The 14935-nt window shown below is 68.4% G+C and carries 12 protein-coding genes; 6 read left to right on the forward strand and 6 right to left on the reverse strand.

The window, feature by feature from the left end; all coding sequences use genetic code 11:
• Window positions 1–35 precede the first annotated feature (35 nt).
• Window positions 36–905: a methylglyoxal synthase gene (locus M9799_RS03800; protein WP_231044084.1), complete on the reverse strand. Its 870-nt coding sequence runs from the start codon at window positions 903–905 to the stop codon at window positions 36–38.
• Window positions 906–1013: 108 nt separating this feature from the next.
• On the opposite strand from M9799_RS03800, the gene M9799_RS03805 reads away from it, so the two are divergent.
• From M9799_RS03805 to M9799_RS03815, 3 genes are all read left to right on the forward strand, one after another.
• On the forward strand, window positions 1014–1868 hold the full coding sequence (locus tag M9799_RS03805) for an alpha/beta hydrolase (protein ID WP_231044083.1): 855 nt from the start codon (window positions 1014–1016) through the stop codon (window positions 1866–1868).
• Between the two features lie 116 nt (window positions 1869–1984).
• Window positions 1985–2974, forward strand: coding sequence for a tRNA (adenosine(37)-N6)-dimethylallyltransferase MiaA (miaA, locus tag M9799_RS03810; RefSeq protein ID WP_231044228.1), 990 nt, complete (start codon window positions 1985–1987; stop codon window positions 2972–2974).
• Window positions 2975–2978: 4 nt separating this feature from the next.
• Window positions 2979–3668: an ABC transporter ATP-binding protein gene (locus M9799_RS03815; protein ID WP_231044082.1), complete on the forward strand. Its 690-nt coding sequence runs from the start codon at window positions 2979–2981 to the stop codon at window positions 3666–3668.
• Between the two features lie 3 nt (window positions 3669–3671).
• Here M9799_RS03815 and M9799_RS03820 read toward each other — a convergent pair whose 3' ends face one another.
• On the reverse strand, window positions 3672–4100 hold the full coding sequence (locus M9799_RS03820; RefSeq protein WP_231044081.1) for an Hsp20/alpha crystallin family protein: 429 nt from the start codon (window positions 4098–4100) through the stop codon (window positions 3672–3674).
• Between the two features lie 221 nt (window positions 4101–4321).
• On the opposite strand from M9799_RS03820, the gene M9799_RS03825 reads away from it, so the two are divergent.
• The 3 genes from M9799_RS03825 (at window position 4322) to M9799_RS03835 (ending at window position 10070) form a co-directional block, all read left to right on the forward strand.
• Window positions 4322–6892 carry an FtsX-like permease family protein gene (locus tag M9799_RS03825; RefSeq protein WP_231044080.1) on the forward strand — a complete coding sequence of 857 codons (2571 nt, stop codon included), beginning with the start codon at window positions 4322–4324 and terminating at the stop codon, window positions 6890–6892.
• A 69-nt stretch (window positions 6893–6961) separates the two neighbouring features.
• Window positions 6962–8887, forward strand: coding sequence for a choice-of-anchor I family protein (locus M9799_RS03830; protein WP_231044079.1), 1926 nt, complete (start codon window positions 6962–6964; stop codon window positions 8885–8887).
• 52 nt (window positions 8888–8939) lie between these two features.
• Window positions 8940–10070 (forward strand): lipocalin-like domain-containing protein, encoded by a 1131-nt coding sequence (locus M9799_RS03835; RefSeq protein WP_231044078.1) that lies wholly within the window; start codon window positions 8940–8942, stop codon window positions 10068–10070.
• Window positions 10071–10906: 836 nt separating this feature from the next.
• On the opposite strand, the gene M9799_RS03840 is transcribed toward M9799_RS03835, so the two are convergent.
• The 4 genes from M9799_RS03840 to M9799_RS03855 all read right to left on the reverse strand — a co-directional run bounded on the left by M9799_RS03840 (window position 10907) and on the right by M9799_RS03855 (window position 14934).
• Complete coding sequence (locus M9799_RS03840; protein WP_231044077.1) at window positions 10907–11890, reverse strand: branched-chain amino acid ABC transporter permease; 984 nt, start codon at window positions 11888–11890, stop codon at window positions 10907–10909.
• Between the two features lie 12 nt (window positions 11891–11902).
• Window positions 11903–12787, reverse strand: a complete 885-nt coding sequence (locus tag M9799_RS03845; protein ID WP_231044076.1) for a branched-chain amino acid ABC transporter permease — start codon at window positions 12785–12787, stop codon at window positions 11903–11905.
• Window positions 12788–12927: 140 nt separating this feature from the next.
• Entirely contained in the window at window positions 12928–14124 is a 1197-nt protein-coding gene (locus M9799_RS03850) for an ABC transporter substrate-binding protein (RefSeq protein WP_231044075.1), read from the reverse strand.
• A 78-nt stretch (window positions 14125–14202) separates the two neighbouring features.
• Window positions 14203–14934 (reverse strand): ABC transporter ATP-binding protein, encoded by a 732-nt coding sequence (locus tag M9799_RS03855; RefSeq protein WP_231044074.1) that lies wholly within the window; start codon window positions 14932–14934, stop codon window positions 14203–14205.
• Between the last annotated feature and the right edge of the window lies 1 nt (window position 14935).

Below are 14935 nucleotides of genomic sequence, written 5' to 3' on the forward strand. Positions count from 1 at the left end.
ACCGCAAGGTCCCTTTTCTCATTCCTGGAAGCCGGCTACCTGCCCCGCATCCCCGCCGCATCGCACCAGCGCTGCGCCACCTGCGTCGTCGTCATGCAGACCGTCTCGTGCGTGGCGGTGGTGACGGCGCGCTCGAGCAGCTGGATGTCGGCCTCGTGCTGGCGCGCGACATGCGGGTCCTCGAAGAAGATCACGCGCTGGCAGCGGCGCTCGAGCACCAGGTCGGCGATCTGCGCGTCGCCGCCCAGCGGGCCGCTCTGGTAGCGGTCCACCCAGGGCCGGTCCGCGGGCCAGCCCTTGCTCCAGGCCATCTCGTTGAGCTTCTGGCCCGTCGTGCCCGTGCCCACGCGGCGCGCGAAGCGCGACAGCAGCGCGAAGTTGCGCTCGGCGAAGTCCAGCATCGCCGGCTTGAGCGCGTCGTGTGCGATCAGCGCCAGCGTCTGCGACTCGAGCGCATAGAAGCGTCTGGCCTGCGCATCGGGCGCGAAGCCGCGGTGCAGGCGCTCGACCTCGATCCAGTCGCGCGCCGAGGCCACCGTCGACAGGAAGGGCTTGCCATGGATCACACACTGGCGCTTCAGGGCCAGCGCCTCGGGGAAGATCGACGAGGGATCGACCGGATCGGTGAAATAGATCGCGCCGTCGAGCCGGCGGTCCTCTTCCTCCAGGCCCACGACCTCCGCCACCAGCTTCATCAGCCCGCCCTCGCGGCCATAGGGATAGCGGCGGATGCCGGCATAGCCGTGCAGCATGCGCGCCGCCTGGATCGCGTCGTAGGTACGGCCCACGGCATGCAGGCCCAGTTCCAGTTCACGGATGCCGGACTCGCAGGCGCGCAGCCAGGAAAACAGGGCCGCGTCCTCGGCCTGATGATGAAGACGGTTGGCAGCCAAACCCAAGCGCATAGAGGTCTCTTGAAAAAATCGCCGAAGGTAACCGAATCCCGCTGACAGGTCGGTCAATATCGAGAGCATATCCTTGAATGTCGGCGCCACGTCCCAACCTCCTTCGCTATGCGTCCTGTCCGCCTGGTCCTTGCCTCCCTGTGCTGCGCGCTGCTGGCCACCAGCGGCTGCTCGCTGCTCGATGCCAAGCAGCGCGAATGGATCTTCCAGCCCACCGAGCGCACCTGGCACGGCGCCGACACCTCGGGCATGGAGGATGTCTGGATCGATTTCACTTCGCGCCTTTCCGGCGAGCCCGTGCGCCTGCATGCGCTGTGGATGCCCTCCCCCGACGCGGATGCGCCGGTGCTGCTGTATCTGCACGGCGCGCGCTGGAACGTGTCGGGCTCGTCGCCGCGCATCCGGCGCATGCAGTCGATGGGCTTTTCGGTGCTGGCCATCGACTACCGCGGCTTCGGCCAGAGCACGGCCGGCCTGCCTTCGGAAAAGATGGCCATCGAGGACGCGCGCGCCGGCTGGGACTGGCTCGCGCAGCGCTATCCGCAGCGCGACCGTTACCTGTTCGGCCACTCGCTGGGTGGCGCCATTGCCATTGCGCTGGCCAGCGAGGTCGATGACGAGCGCGGCACGCTGGTCGAAGGCACCTTCACCCGCATGTCCGATGTGCTGGCCAGCATGCGCTGGGGCTGGCTGCCGGTCGGGCCGCTGCTGACCCAGACCTTCGATTCGCAAAAGCGCGTGGCGCGGATCGGCTCGCCGCTGCTGGTGGTGCATGGCAGCGGCGACCGGCTGATTCCGCCGGCGCTGGGCGAGCGGCTGTATGCGGCGGCGCAGGGTCCCAAGCGCTGGGTGCTGGTCGAGGGCGGCAGCCACCACAACACCAACGCGGTGGGGCTGCCGCAGTACCGCATGGCGCTCGAGGAGCTGTTCGACTGGCCCGCGGCAGCCGCATCCGCGCGCTGAAGGCAGCCCTTGCGGCGCAGTTGCCGCAGCGCTCTGCTACGCTCGGCGGCCCTGCCTTTCAATGACCCCCGCGCCGGCCCTTGCGACCGGACGCCTGTTTTGTGACCATGAGCGACATGTCCGCCTCCCCCTCCCTGCCCTGCATTGCCATTGCCGGCCCCACCGCCTCGGGAAAGACCGCGGGCGCCCTGGCGCTGGCCGCCGTCCTGGGCGCGCGCGGCCAGGCCGTGGAAATCATCAGCGTCGACTCGGCGCTGGTCTACCGCGGCATGGACATCGGCACGGCCAAGCCTTCGGCGGCAGAGCTGGCTGCGGTACCCCATCACCTGATCGACATCCGCGACCCGCTGCAGGCCTACAGCGCCGCCGAATTCGTGCAGGACGCGCAGCGCCTGACCGGCGAGATCCGCGCGCGCGGCGCGCTGCCGCTGCTGGTGGGCGGCACGATGCTGTATTTCAAGGCGCTGTTCGACGGCATCGACGACATGCCCGCGGCGGATGCCGGGGTGCGCGCGCAGCTGGAGGAACGTGCCGCCGCGATCGGCTGGCCCGGCATGCATGCCGAGCTGGCCCGGGTCGACCCCGAAACCGCGGCGCGCCTTGCGCCCGGCGACAGCCAGCGCATCCAGCGCGCGCTGGAGGTCTTCATGCTCTCGGGCCAGCCGCTGTCGCACTTCCATACCCGCGCGCGCGCGGCCGGCGCCGGGGCGGCGCCCATTGCCACGCTGCTCTCGCTGGAGCCCAACGAGCGCAGCTGGCTGCATGCGCGCATCGCGCAGCGCTTCGACGCGATGCTCGATGCCGGCCTGGTCGAGGAAGTCGCGGGCCTGCGCGCGCGCGCCGACCTGCACCCCGATCTGCCCTCGATGCGCTGCGTCGGCTACCGCCAGGCCTGGGAAGAGCTGGACTGGCAGCAGCGGCGCGGCGGCGATCTGAACCGCCACCTGCTGCGCGAAAAAGGCATTGCCGCCACGCGCCAGCTGGCCAAGCGCCAGATCACCTGGTTGCGCAGCATGCCGCAGCGCCGGATCATCGCCTGCGATGCGCCCGATGCCACCGCCGCGCTGGTGCAGGCGGCGCTGGCGTGTATCGATCGAAACGGCTGACACCATGGATACCGCGACCCCACCAGCCATTGCCGTCCAGGGCCTGGCCAAGCACTACGCGGACTCCAGCGTCTTCCGCGCGGTGTCCTTCGATGTCGCGCCCGGCGAATTCGTCGCCATCGTCGGCGAATCGGGCGTGGGCAAATCGACGCTGCTCAACTGCCTGGCGGGGCTCGACCACTGGGATGCGGGGCGCATCGTGCATGAGGGCATCGAGCTTGGCACGCTGGATGATGACCAGCGCGCGCTGTGGCGCCGCGCGCATCTGGGCTTCGTGTTCCAGGCCTTCCATGTGCTGCCGCATCTCGATGTGGCGCAGAACGTGGCCCTGCCGCTGATGCTGCTGGGCCGCCAGCGCGAGGCAACTGCGCGCGTGGATGAAATGCTGGAAGCCGTGGGCCTGGGCGGCCTGGGCGCGCGCCTGCCGCAGCAGCTCAGCGGCGGGCAGCTGCAGCGCGTGGCGATCGCGCGCGCGCTGGTGCACCGCCCGCGCCTGCTGCTGGCCGACGAACCCACGGGCAACCTCGACCCGTCCACCGCCACGCGCATTCTCGACCTGCTCACGTCCCAGGCGCGGGCCGCGGGCGCGGCGCTGGTGCTGGCCACCCATTCGCGCGAGGCCGCGCTGCGGGCCGACCGCGTGCTGCAGCTGCGGGCGGACGGCATGGCCGCGGGCGGCGCGCCCGTGGCCTGAGCCTCACTCCACGGTCAGCCGGCGGGTCTGGCCACCCTGCTTCTTCGGCAGCGTCAGGCACAGCACGCCGTTGTCATAGCGGGCATTGGCCTGCTGGGCATCGATATCTGCGGGCAACTGGAACTTGCGCTCCACGGCGCCATAGAAGCGCTCGCTGCGCAGCACCTTGCCGCCCTGGGTCTGCTCGTCGCGCTGCGTCACTTCGGCGCGCAGGCTCACCACATTGCCGTCGATCGACACCTGGATGTCTTCCTTGGCCACGCCCGGCACTTCCGCCTCCACGATATAGGCGCCTTCGTTTTCCTTCACATCGATGCGGATCTGCGAAGGCGCAGGCAACCCATCGCCGTGCAGCGGGCGGATGTAGAAGCCCGGGTTGACATCGCGGAAAAGTTCGTCGAGCAGGCCGCCACGGCCAATCAATGCACTCATGACATTCCTCCTTGATCCTGGTTTGCGATTCACCATGCACGGGCCGGCGCGGGCCGCGTGCCCGCCATGGCGGCAGTCTGCGCAGTGCCTGCCGGTCCTGCTGTTAAATTGTGGCCGCCACCGCCATTTTTTCAAGGATCGGCACCGCCCCCGGCGGCCACTGCAGAAACCGGCTGGCAAGACCCGTTCCGCCAGACCCACACCGTCCATCGAATCGATCCATGCTTGCCCTGCTGCGCACCTTTTCCCTGCAGGAGCTGCTGCACCACCCCTGGCGCACGGCAAGCGCCTTGCTGGCGGTGGTGCTGGGCGTGGCGCTGGGCTTTGCGGTGCACGTGATCAATGCATCGGCGCTCGACGAGTTCTCGCGCGCGGTGCGCAGCGTGCAGGGCCAGCCCGATCTGGAACTGCGCGCGATGCAGGGTGCGTTGCCCGAGCCGCTCTACGGCCTGGTGGCGCGCAATGCCGCGGTGGCGCGCGCCGCGCCCTGGCTCGAGGCTGCGGTGCAGGTGCAGCGGGGCGAGAGCACAGCGCCCGCGGTCACGCTGCGGCTGCTGGGCGGCGATGCGCTGCAGCTCGCTCCCATGGCACCGGCGCTGATGCCGCGGCTCTTCGAGGGCCATGACCGGCTGGAGCTGTTTGCACCGGCCACGGTGTTCCTCAACGCTGCAGCGCTGCAGGCGCTGGGCTTGAGCGAAACCCAGGCCGCGGGCGCGCGGCTGGCGTTGCGGCCGCCCGCGCCCGCTTCAGGGGCAACGCTCCCATCGGTCGCGGTGCGCATTGCCGGCACGGTGGCGGCCAGCGGCCCGCCGCTGGCCATGATGGATATCGGCGCGGCGCAGGAGCTGCTGCAGCGCTGGGGCGAGATCAGCCGCATCGATCTGCTGCTGGCGCCGGGCGCCGATGCCGATCGACTGCTGGCACAGCTGCGCGCCGCGCCCGGCTGGCCGCCGGGCGTGCTGGCCAGCGTGCCGGGCAACGCGCAGCAGCGCGTGGCGCAGATGTCGCGCGCCTACCGCGTTAACCTCACGGTGCTGGCGCTGGTGGCGCTGTTCACCGGCGCCTTCCTGGTGTTCTCGGTGCTGTCGCTGAGCGTGGCGCGGCGCGCGCCGCAGTTCGCGCTGCTGGCGGTGCTCGGGCTCACGGCGCGCCAGCGTCTGGCGCTGGTGCTGGCCGAATCGGCGCTGCTGGGCGTGCTGGGCAGCGTGGGCGGCATCGCGCTGGGCCTGGGCCTGGCGGCGCTGGCGCTGCGGCTGCTGGGCGGCGATCTGGGTGGCGGCTACTTTGGCGATGTGCAGCCCGCGCTGCAGTGGAGCGCGGGCGCGGCGCTGGCTTTTGCCGGCCTGGGGCTGGCCGCGACGCTGGCCGGTGGCTGGTGGCCCGCGCGCAGCGCGCAGCGGCTGCCCGCGGCGGCCACGCTCAAGGGCCTGGGCGCTCTGCAGATTCCCGAAGCCGGTGCGCGCCTGCCGTTGCTGCTGCTGGCCGCGAGCGCCGGGCTGGCGTGGCTGCCGCCCATTGCCGGAATTCCGCTGGCGGCCTATGTCTCGGTGGCGCTGCTGCTGCTGGGCGGCATGGCCGCGCTGCCCTGGCTGCTGGGCCGGCTGCTGGCGCGCCTGCCCGCGTTCGCGCGCCAGCGCCCGCTGTGGCTGCTGGCCTTCGAGCGCGCGCGGCGCATGCGCGCCAGCGCCAGCGTGGCGGTGGGCGGCGTGGTCGCCAGCCTGAGCCTGGCCGTGGCGCTCACGGTGATGGTCGACAGCTTCCGCGGCTCGATGCTCGAATGGCTCGACACCGCGCTGCCCGCGCCGGCCTATGTGCGCGCCGCGGGCGGCACGTCGCAAGGCGATGCCGGGCTGCTCGATGCGCGCCTGCTGCAAGCCCTGCGCGCGCTGCCCGGCGTGGCGCGCGCCCAGCCGCAGCGCAATGCCAGCCTGGCGCTCGACGCCCGCCAGCCGGCGCTGGCGCTGCTGGTGCGTCCGCTCGAGGGCGCGCAGGCCCAGGCCTTGCCCTGGTTGTCGCCACCACTGCCCGTGCCGCCCGGCCTGATCAGCGTGCACGTCAGCGAAGCCGCGGCCCAGCTGTACGGACTGCAGCCGGGCCGGCGCTGGAGCGCGCTGCAGCCGGCCTTCCCGGTCCATGCCGAATTCTTCGTTGCCGGCATCTGGCGCGATTACGTGCGCCAGTTCGGCGCCGTGGCCATGGATACCGCGGACTGGCAGCGCCTCACGGACGACACGCGCTTGACGGAAATCGCGCTTTGGCCGGAGCCCGGCACCGATCTGGCCGCGCTGCAGGCACGGATCCAGGCGCTGGCCCACGGTGCCGCGCCGCTGGAATGGGTCAGCAGCGCCGGCCTGCGCGAACGCTCGATGCGCATCTTCGACCGCAGCTTTGCCGTGACCTACTGGCTGCAGGCGGTGGCCATCGGCATCGGACTGTTCGGCATTGCCGCCAGCTTCAGCGCCCAGGTGCTGGCGCGGCGCAAGGAGTTCGGCCTGCTGGGGCACCTGGGGCTCACGCGGCGCCAGATCCTGGGGGTCGTGGCGGGAGAAGGCGCGGTCTGGAGCGCGCTGGGCGCGCTGGCCGGCACGGTGCTGGGCCTGGGCGTGGCGGTGATCCTGGTGCATGTGGTCAACCCGCAGAGCTTCCACTGGACCATGGAGCTGCGCCTGCCCTGGCTGCGGCTGGCGCTTCTGGCGCTGGCCGTGACGGCCGCGGGCACGCTGGCTGCCTGGCTCGCGGGCCGCGCCGCAGCCGGGCGCGACGCGGTGCTGGCGGTAAAGGAAGACTGGTAACGGAAGTTTCACGGCAGTGTCATGGAGGCCGGCTACAAACCAGGCTTCCCTGTTCCTCCGGCTCTTCCCATGGCTTCTTCCCTGCGTCTGCTGCCCCGTGCCCCCGCCCGCCTGTTTGCCCTGAGCGTCCTTGCCACCGCCCTGCTTGCCGCCTGCGGCGGCAGCGACGGGAACGACGAAGCGGTCGTGACACCGCCCCCCGTAGTGGTCACGCCGCCCGTGGCCGATCCGGCGCCCACGCCCGAAGCCACGCCCGCGACTGTGACGCTCGAGAAGATCGGCACCTACGCGACCGGCGAATTCGTCAAGAGCGCCGCCGAGATCACCGCCTATGACGCCGCCAGCAAGCGCAGCTTCGTGGTCAATGCCCTGGCCGGCGCCGTCGACGTGCTGGACCTGAGCAACCCGGCATTGCCGGCCAAGGTCGGCCGCATCGAAGGCACGGCCGTGCTGGCCGGCGCCGAGATCAACAGCGTTGCCGTGCGCAACGGCGTCGTCGCCGTCGCCATGCAGGCGCCGGTGAAGACCGACAAGGGCCGCATGGCGCTCTACAGCGCCAGCACGCTGGAGCTGATCGGTCAGGTTGAGGTCGGCGCGCTGCCCGACATGGTCACCTTCAGCCCCGACGGCCGCTACGTGCTGGTCGCCAACGAAGGCGAGCCCAGCGACGACTACCAGATCGATCCCGAAGGCTCGGTCAGCGTGGTCGACATCAGCGACCTGAAGAAGCCCGTGGCGCGCACTGCCGGCTTCACGCAGTTCAACGGCCAGGAAGCCGCCCTGCGCGCGCGCGGCGTGCGCATCTTCGGCCCCAACGCCACGGCCGCCAGGGACTTCGAGCCCGAGTACATCGCCGTCTCGGCCGACAGCCGCACCGCCTGGGTCACGCTGCAGGAGAACAACGCCTTGGCGCGCGTCGACCTGGCCTCGGCCAAGGTCATTTCGGTCACCGCGCTGGGCTACAAGGACAACAGCCTGGAAGCCAACGCGCTCGACATCCAGGACGAAGACGGCAAGCTCGACATCAGGACCTGGGGCGGTCTGCGCAGCCTCTACATGCCCGACAGCATCGCCGCCTACTCCGCCGGCGGCAAGACCTACCTGGTGACGGCCAACGAGGGCGATGCGCGCGCCTGGGGCGAGGACAACGCCGACTATGTGAACGGCGACACGAGCAAGGGCTTCATGGAGGAATTCCGTGTCAAGCACCTCACCAACGCCAAGGGCTGGAGCGGTCGCAAGGGCGACGACCTGCCGGCGCACCTGAGCGCACTCGCCGCCGGCGGCCTGCTCAACCCCGCAACCTTCGCCTACTGCGGCGCCGCCCCCGGCACGCCCGGCAAGTGCCGCGACGACGACCAGCTCGGCCGCCTCAAGGTCACCTGGACCCAGGGCTACCAGCAAAACCCCGACGGCTCGCCCGTGCGCTACACCGCCGCCGGCCTGCCCAGCCCCACCGGCGACCGCATCATGTACGACAACCTGTATGCGTTCGGCGGCCGATCGTTCGCGATCTGGGACGAGGCCGGTGCCCTGGTCTGGGATTCGGGCGCAGCCATCGAGAAGTTCCTAGCCAGCGATGCCTGCAAGCTCGGCCGTGCGCGCGACATTCCCTGCAAGACCTGGTTCAACACCGGCCACGACGAGACCGCGGCTTTCGACGCGCGCAGCAGCGCCAAGGGCCCCGAGCCCGAAGGCCTGACCGTCGGCAAGATCGGCGACAAGACCTTTGCCTTCGTCGGCCTCGAGCGCATGGGCGGCGTGCTGGTGTACGACATCACCAACCCGCGCGCACCGGTGCAGATGGATTACCTCAACACCCGCGAGAGCTGGGAACTCGACCCCGAGAAGAACCTCGACAAGGTCGGCGACCTGGGCCCCGAAGGCCTGCATTTCGTGCCTGCGGCGCAGTCGCCCAACGGCAAGCCGCTGCTGATCGTCGGCAACGAGGTCAGCGGCACCACGGCCGTGTTCCAGCTCAACATGACTTATTGAGCTTGCGCGGCGTGCATACGCGCGGCGTGCATACGCTACATTGGCAGGCGCCATGTCCGCCTTCCGCCCGCCGCTCCTCGCTTCCCGCCGCCACTGGCTGACCCAGGCCGCGGCCGGTGGCGTCCTGTTGGCGCTGCCGGCCGCGGCCCTTGCACTGCCGCCGCGCACTTTCGCGTTTCCGCGCGACTTCGGCAGCCACCCCGAGTTGGGAACCGAGTGGTGGTACATCACCGGTCAGGTGCTGGCGCAGGGCCGGCTGCTGGGTTTCCAGCTGACCTTCTTCCGCACGCGCGTTCCCTCCACCCAGAACCTGCGATCGGCCTTTGCCGCGCGCCAGCTGGTCTTCGGCCACGCGGCGCTGACCGATGTCGCCGGCCGGCGCCAGCTGCATGCGCAGCACAGCGCGCGCGCCGGCATGGGACTGGCGCATGCGCGCGAGGGCGATACCGATGTGCAGCTCGGTTCCTGGTTCCTGCGCCGCACACCTGCGCCTTCCGGTACGGCCGCGCAGGCCAGCCGCTATGAGGCGCATCTCACCAGCGACGGTTTCGTTCTCGATCTGCAATTGGCCACCACCCAGCCGGTGCTGCTGCAAGGCCAGGCCGGCCTCTCGCGCAAGGGGCCCGATGTCGCGCAGGCCAGCTATTACTACAGCCAGCCGCAACTGACGGTTGCCGGCCGCATCACGCTGGACGGCAAGGTGCTGACCATCGACAACGCACCCTCCAACCGCGCCTGGCTCGACCATGAAGCCAGCGATGCGTTGATGCATCCCGATGCCCAGGGGTGGGACTGGATCGGCATGAACCTGGACGACGGCAGCGCCCTCACCGCCTTTCGTTTGCGCCGGGCCGACGGGAGCAGTCTCTGGGCCGGGGGCTCCTGGCGCGCGCCTGGGCAGGTCGCGCGCATCTTCACCGAGCGCGAAGTCGTTTTCGCCCCCCACCGCTGGTGGACCAGTCCTGCCAGCGGGGCGCGCTATCCCGTGGAGTGGCGCATCACTACGCCAGTGGGTAGCTGGCTGGTTCAGGCTTTGCTCGATGCGCAGGAGTTGGACAGTCGTGCTTCGACCGGAACGATCTATTGGGAAGGGTTGTGCGATCTTCGCGAAACCTATAGCAACTCGCTGCGCGGGCGCGGGTATCTGGAGATGACGGGGTATGCGCAGAGGTTGAAGATTTAGGTTTTGGGGTTGAAGCTTCGCAATTTGCTTACTTCATGCCGCTGCCACAGGCCCAACTACCTGCGACCCTGCGCTGCGCTCCGGGCAACCTGCCGTCCTCGGTCCCGGGCTGCACCGCGGAACTCGCTACGCGCCTACGGCGCTCCGCTCGGACAACCGCGCTGAGTCAGTTGACAAAGCCTCCGTGTCCTTCGGCACTGCGGCCCAGCCCGGGCCCTGTGCGCGGCAGGCGCAGGCAGATGGGCGGGGTCCGGGGTTCGGGGTCCGGGAACCGGATAGCCTCTTTAGAGTTTTAGGGGGTGCCCTTTGCCGGGACGGGTCTCCCTACCGTTCGTGGTGAGCCTGTCGAACCATGGACGGCCTGCTCTCAAAATTAGAGAGCGGGCCGTTCATCCTTCGACAAGCTCAGGACGAACGGTCTCTTGGACCTGCCAGAGCGAGTCAGAGATCAGGTAAATATCTCTCACGCCTCAAAGAAGCTACCCCGGACCCCGGACCCCGCCCTTCTGTCTGCGCCTGCGGCGCGCAGGGCCCGGGCTGGCGGGGGCGCCTAGCTAGGTGTGCCGAAGGACACACCTGCTTCGTAAACTGACTCACCGCAGTTGTTCGAGCGTAGCGGCGAAGCCGCGAAGCGAGTTCTGCGGTACAGCCCGGGACCGAGCACCGCAGGTTGCCCGGAGCGAAGCGGAGGGTCGCAGACAGCAGGGGCTAGGCGCCCCCGCCGATTCTTTTGCTTACTTTTCTTGTGCGAGCAAGAAAAGTGAGTCGGCCGCCGGGCCGAGACCCGGCTCCTGCCCTCAGCGAAGACATGCTGTCAACACAACAACTCCCTTCAATCAAACCTTCTTCCTCCCCAACCACGCATTGATCTCCCCCATGATCCCCCGCCGGAACGCCAGCACGCAGACCACGAAGATCAACCCGGTCACGATGGTCACCGACTCCCCCAGCGTATTGAACCACTCGAACCCGGTGATACGCCCCAGGAAGGTCCCCAGCTCCCCGATCTTGTTCTCGATCAACACGACGACAGCCGAGCCAACCAGCGGTCCGGAAAGGGTCCCCAGCCCGCCCATCAAGGTCATCAGCACCACATGCCCCGAAGTGGTCCAATGCGCATCCGACAGCGTGGCAAAGCCCAGCACCACCGTCTTGAGCGACCCAGCCAAACCAGTGAGTGCCGCCGACAGCACGAACGCCAGCAGCTTGAACCGCGTGGTGTCATATCCCAGCGAAATCGCCCTGGGCTCGTTCTCCTTGATCGCCTTGAGCACCTGCCCGAAGGGCGAATGCACCGTGCGCACGATCAGCAGGAACGCCGCCACGACGATGACCAGCGCCACGTAATACATCGTCAGGTCGTTGGACAGATCGATCAGGCCAAACAGATTGCCGCGCGGCACGCCCTGCAGTCCGTCCTCGCCGCCGGTCTGGGGCATCTGCAGGCAGACGAAGAACACCATCTGCGCCAGCGCCAGCGTGATCATCGAGAAATAGATGCCCTGGCGGCGGATCGCCAGCCAGCCGAACAGCAGGCCCAGCAGCGCGCCGCCCAGCGTGCCCAGCAGCATGCCCAGCTCGGGCGACAGGCCCCAGACCTTCATGCCGTGGCCGGTGAGGTAGGCCGCCGTGCCGAGGAAGGCGGCATGGCCGAAGGACAGCAGGCCGACGTAGCCCAGCAGCAGATTGAAGGCCGCGGCAAACAGCGCGAAGCACATCAGCTTCATCACGAATACCGGGTAGGCGCCGGCAAACGGCGCGACGATCAGGCCCAGCAGCAGCAGGCCATAGCCAATTCTTGCAAGAAGCTTGGTGTTCATGTTCGTGGCCCCTTATTTTTCTTTGCCGAACAGGCCGGCGGGGCGGATCAGGAGAACGATGACCATGATGACGAACACCACGGTCGAGGAAGCCTGGGGATAGAAGACCTTGGTCAGGCCCTCGATCACGCCCAGAGCCAGCCCGGTGAGGATGGCGCCCATGATCGAGCCCATGCCGCCGATCACCACCACGGCAAACACCACGATGATCAGGTTCTGCCCCATCAGCGGCGTGACCTGGTACACCGGCGCCGCCAGCACGCCGGCAAAGGCCGCGAGCGCCGCGCCGAAGGCATAGGTCAGCGTGATCATCACCGGCACGTTGACGCCGAAGGCCTCGACCAGACGCGGGTTCTCGGTGCCGGCGCGCAGGTAGGCGCCCAGGCGCGTCTTCTCGATCACGAACCAGGTCGCCAGGCACACGGCGACGGAAGCCACGACCACCCAGGCGCGGTAGTTGGGCAGCATCATGAAGCCCAGGTCGGTGGCGCCATCGAGCAACTCGGGCGTGTCATAGCCCAGGCCCGACACGCCATAGACCGAGCGGAACAGGCCTTCGATCAGCAGCGACAGGCCCAGCGTCAGCAGCAGCCCGTAGAGATGGTCCAGACGGTAGATCCAGCGCAGCAGGAAGCGCTCGATCAGCACGCCCAGCAGCCCCACGATCAGCGGCGCCAGCACCAGCATCACCCAGTAGTTGACGCCGAAGTAGTTCATCGCCATCCAGGTGCTCACGGCCCCCAGCATGAACAGCGCCCCATGTGCAAAATTGATCACGTTGAGCAGGCCGAAAATGACGGCCAGGCCCAGGCTCAGGATTGCATAGAACGAGCCGTTGACCAGCCCCAGCAGGAGCTGGCTCATCAGGCCCGGCAGAGAAACACCGAGAATTTCCATGGGGTATACGCGAAAGGGTGATGGGAGTGCAGACGCGGGAGCGACCTACACGGCCCTTGAGACCAGGCGCATTGCCGCAGACAGTGCGGATAGCACGGCAGGGCAATGCAACGACGTATCAAGGGCCGTGTCAGTTGCTCTTATTTCCAGGCCGCGCACTTGGTTTCGGCCTTGGTCGTCCAGACCTGGTCGGCGGGCAGCGTCGCCAGCACCTTCAGGTAGTCCCAGGGCTTCTTCGACTCGGCAGGCGACTTGACTTCCACCAGGTACATGTCGTGCGCATAGGTGCCGTCGGGGCGGATGCTGCCCTTGGCGTAGAAGTCGGACAGCGGCGTGCTCTTGAGATAGGCCATGACCTTCTCGGCATTGGTGGTCTTGACGGCCTGCACGGCCTTCAGGTACTGCATGACGGCCGAGTAATCGGCGGCATGGATGTCGGTGGGCATGCGCTTGGTCTTGGCCTGGAACTTGTTGGCGAACGCACGCGTCTGGTCGTTCATGTCCCAGTACCAGCTGGTGGTGTGCAGCAGGCCTTCGGTGTTCTTCAGGCCCAGGCTGTGGATGTCGGTCAGGAACACCAGCAGGCCGGCGGTCTTCATCGATTTGTTGATGCCGAATTCCTTGGCCGCCTTGATCGAGTTGATGGTGTCGCCGCCGGCGTTCGCCAGGCCCAGGATCTGCGCCTTCGAGGACTGCGCCTGCAGCAGGAAGGAGGAGAAGTCCGAGGCGTTGAGCGGATGCTTGACGCTGCCGTTGACCTTGCCGCCCTTGGCCTTGATCACCGCCGTGGTGTCGGCTTCGAGCGCCTGGCCGAAGGCGTAGTCGGCCGTCAGGAAGAACCAGTCCTTGCCGCCGCGGTCGACCACGGCACCGCCCGTGCCCTTGGCCAGCGCCACGGTGTCGTAGGCATAGTGCACGGTATAGGGATTGCACTGCTCGTTGGTCAGGGCCGACGTGCCCGCGCCGCTGTTGAAATGCACGCGCTTCTTCTCCGCGGCCACCTGGGACACCGCCAGCGCCGTGCCCGAGTTGGTGCCGCTGAAGACCAGCGTCACACCCTGGGTGTCGATCCACTCGCGCGCCTTGCTGGCGGCGATGTCGGCCTTGTTCTGGTGGTCGGCGGAGACCAGCTCGATGGGCTGGCCCAGCACCTTGCCGCCGAAGTCGTCGATGGCCATCTGCATGGCCAGCGCGCCGTTCTTGCCCTCGACGTCGGCATACAGCCCGGACATGTCGGTGATGAAACCGATCTTCACCTTTTCCTGGGCCTGGGCCAGCGGGGTCATCAGGCCTGCGGCAGCCAATACGCAAGCCAGCGTCGTCAACGAAGTCTTCATGGAATGTCTCCTGGATGGATAAGGCTCAAACAGACACAAGCGCGGGCCGCACAGCGCGGACACCGCCGGAAAAACGGGCTATACGCCCAGCAGTTCATTCAGCACCGGCATCTTGGATTGCAGCTCGGCGGCGCCGAAGCGCTCGACGATGCGGCCATGCTCCATGACGTAGAAACGGTCGGCCAGCGGCGCGGCGAAATGGAAGTTCTGCTCGACCATGACCACCGTGTAACCCTTGGTGCGCAGCGCCGTGATCATGCGCGCCAGCGCCTGCACGATCACCGGCGCCAGGCCTTCGGAAATCTCGTCGAGCAGCAGCAGCCGCGCGCCGGTGCGCAGGATGCGCGCCACGGCCAGCATCTGCTGCTCGCCGCCCGACAGCCGCGTGCCCTGGCTGTGCCGGCGCTCCGCCAGGTTCGGGAACATGTCGTAGATTTCCTCGATGGACATGCCCTTCTCGCCGGTCTTGAGCGCCGGCGGCAGCAGCAGGTTCTCCTCGCAGCTCAGGCTGGAGAAGATGCCGCGCTCCTCGGGGCAGTAGCCGAGCCCCAGGTGCGCGATGCGGTGCGTGGGCATGTGGATGGTTTCCACGCCATTGACCTTGACCGAGCCCTTGCGCGCCCCCGTCAGGCCCATGACAGCGCGCAGCGTCGAGGTGCGCCCCGCCCCGTTGCGCCCGAGCAGCGTCACCACCTCGCCCGGCTCTACCCTCATGTCGACGCCATGCAGCACATGCGATTCGCCATACCAGGCCTGCAGGCCGGTGATCTCCAGCGCGGGCTGTCCCGCGGTTGTCTTGCTTGCGGCCATC

The organism is Comamonas endophytica, assembly GCF_023634805.2.
Classification (GTDB): Bacteria; Pseudomonadota; Gammaproteobacteria; order Burkholderiales; family Burkholderiaceae_C; genus Comamonas; species Comamonas endophytica.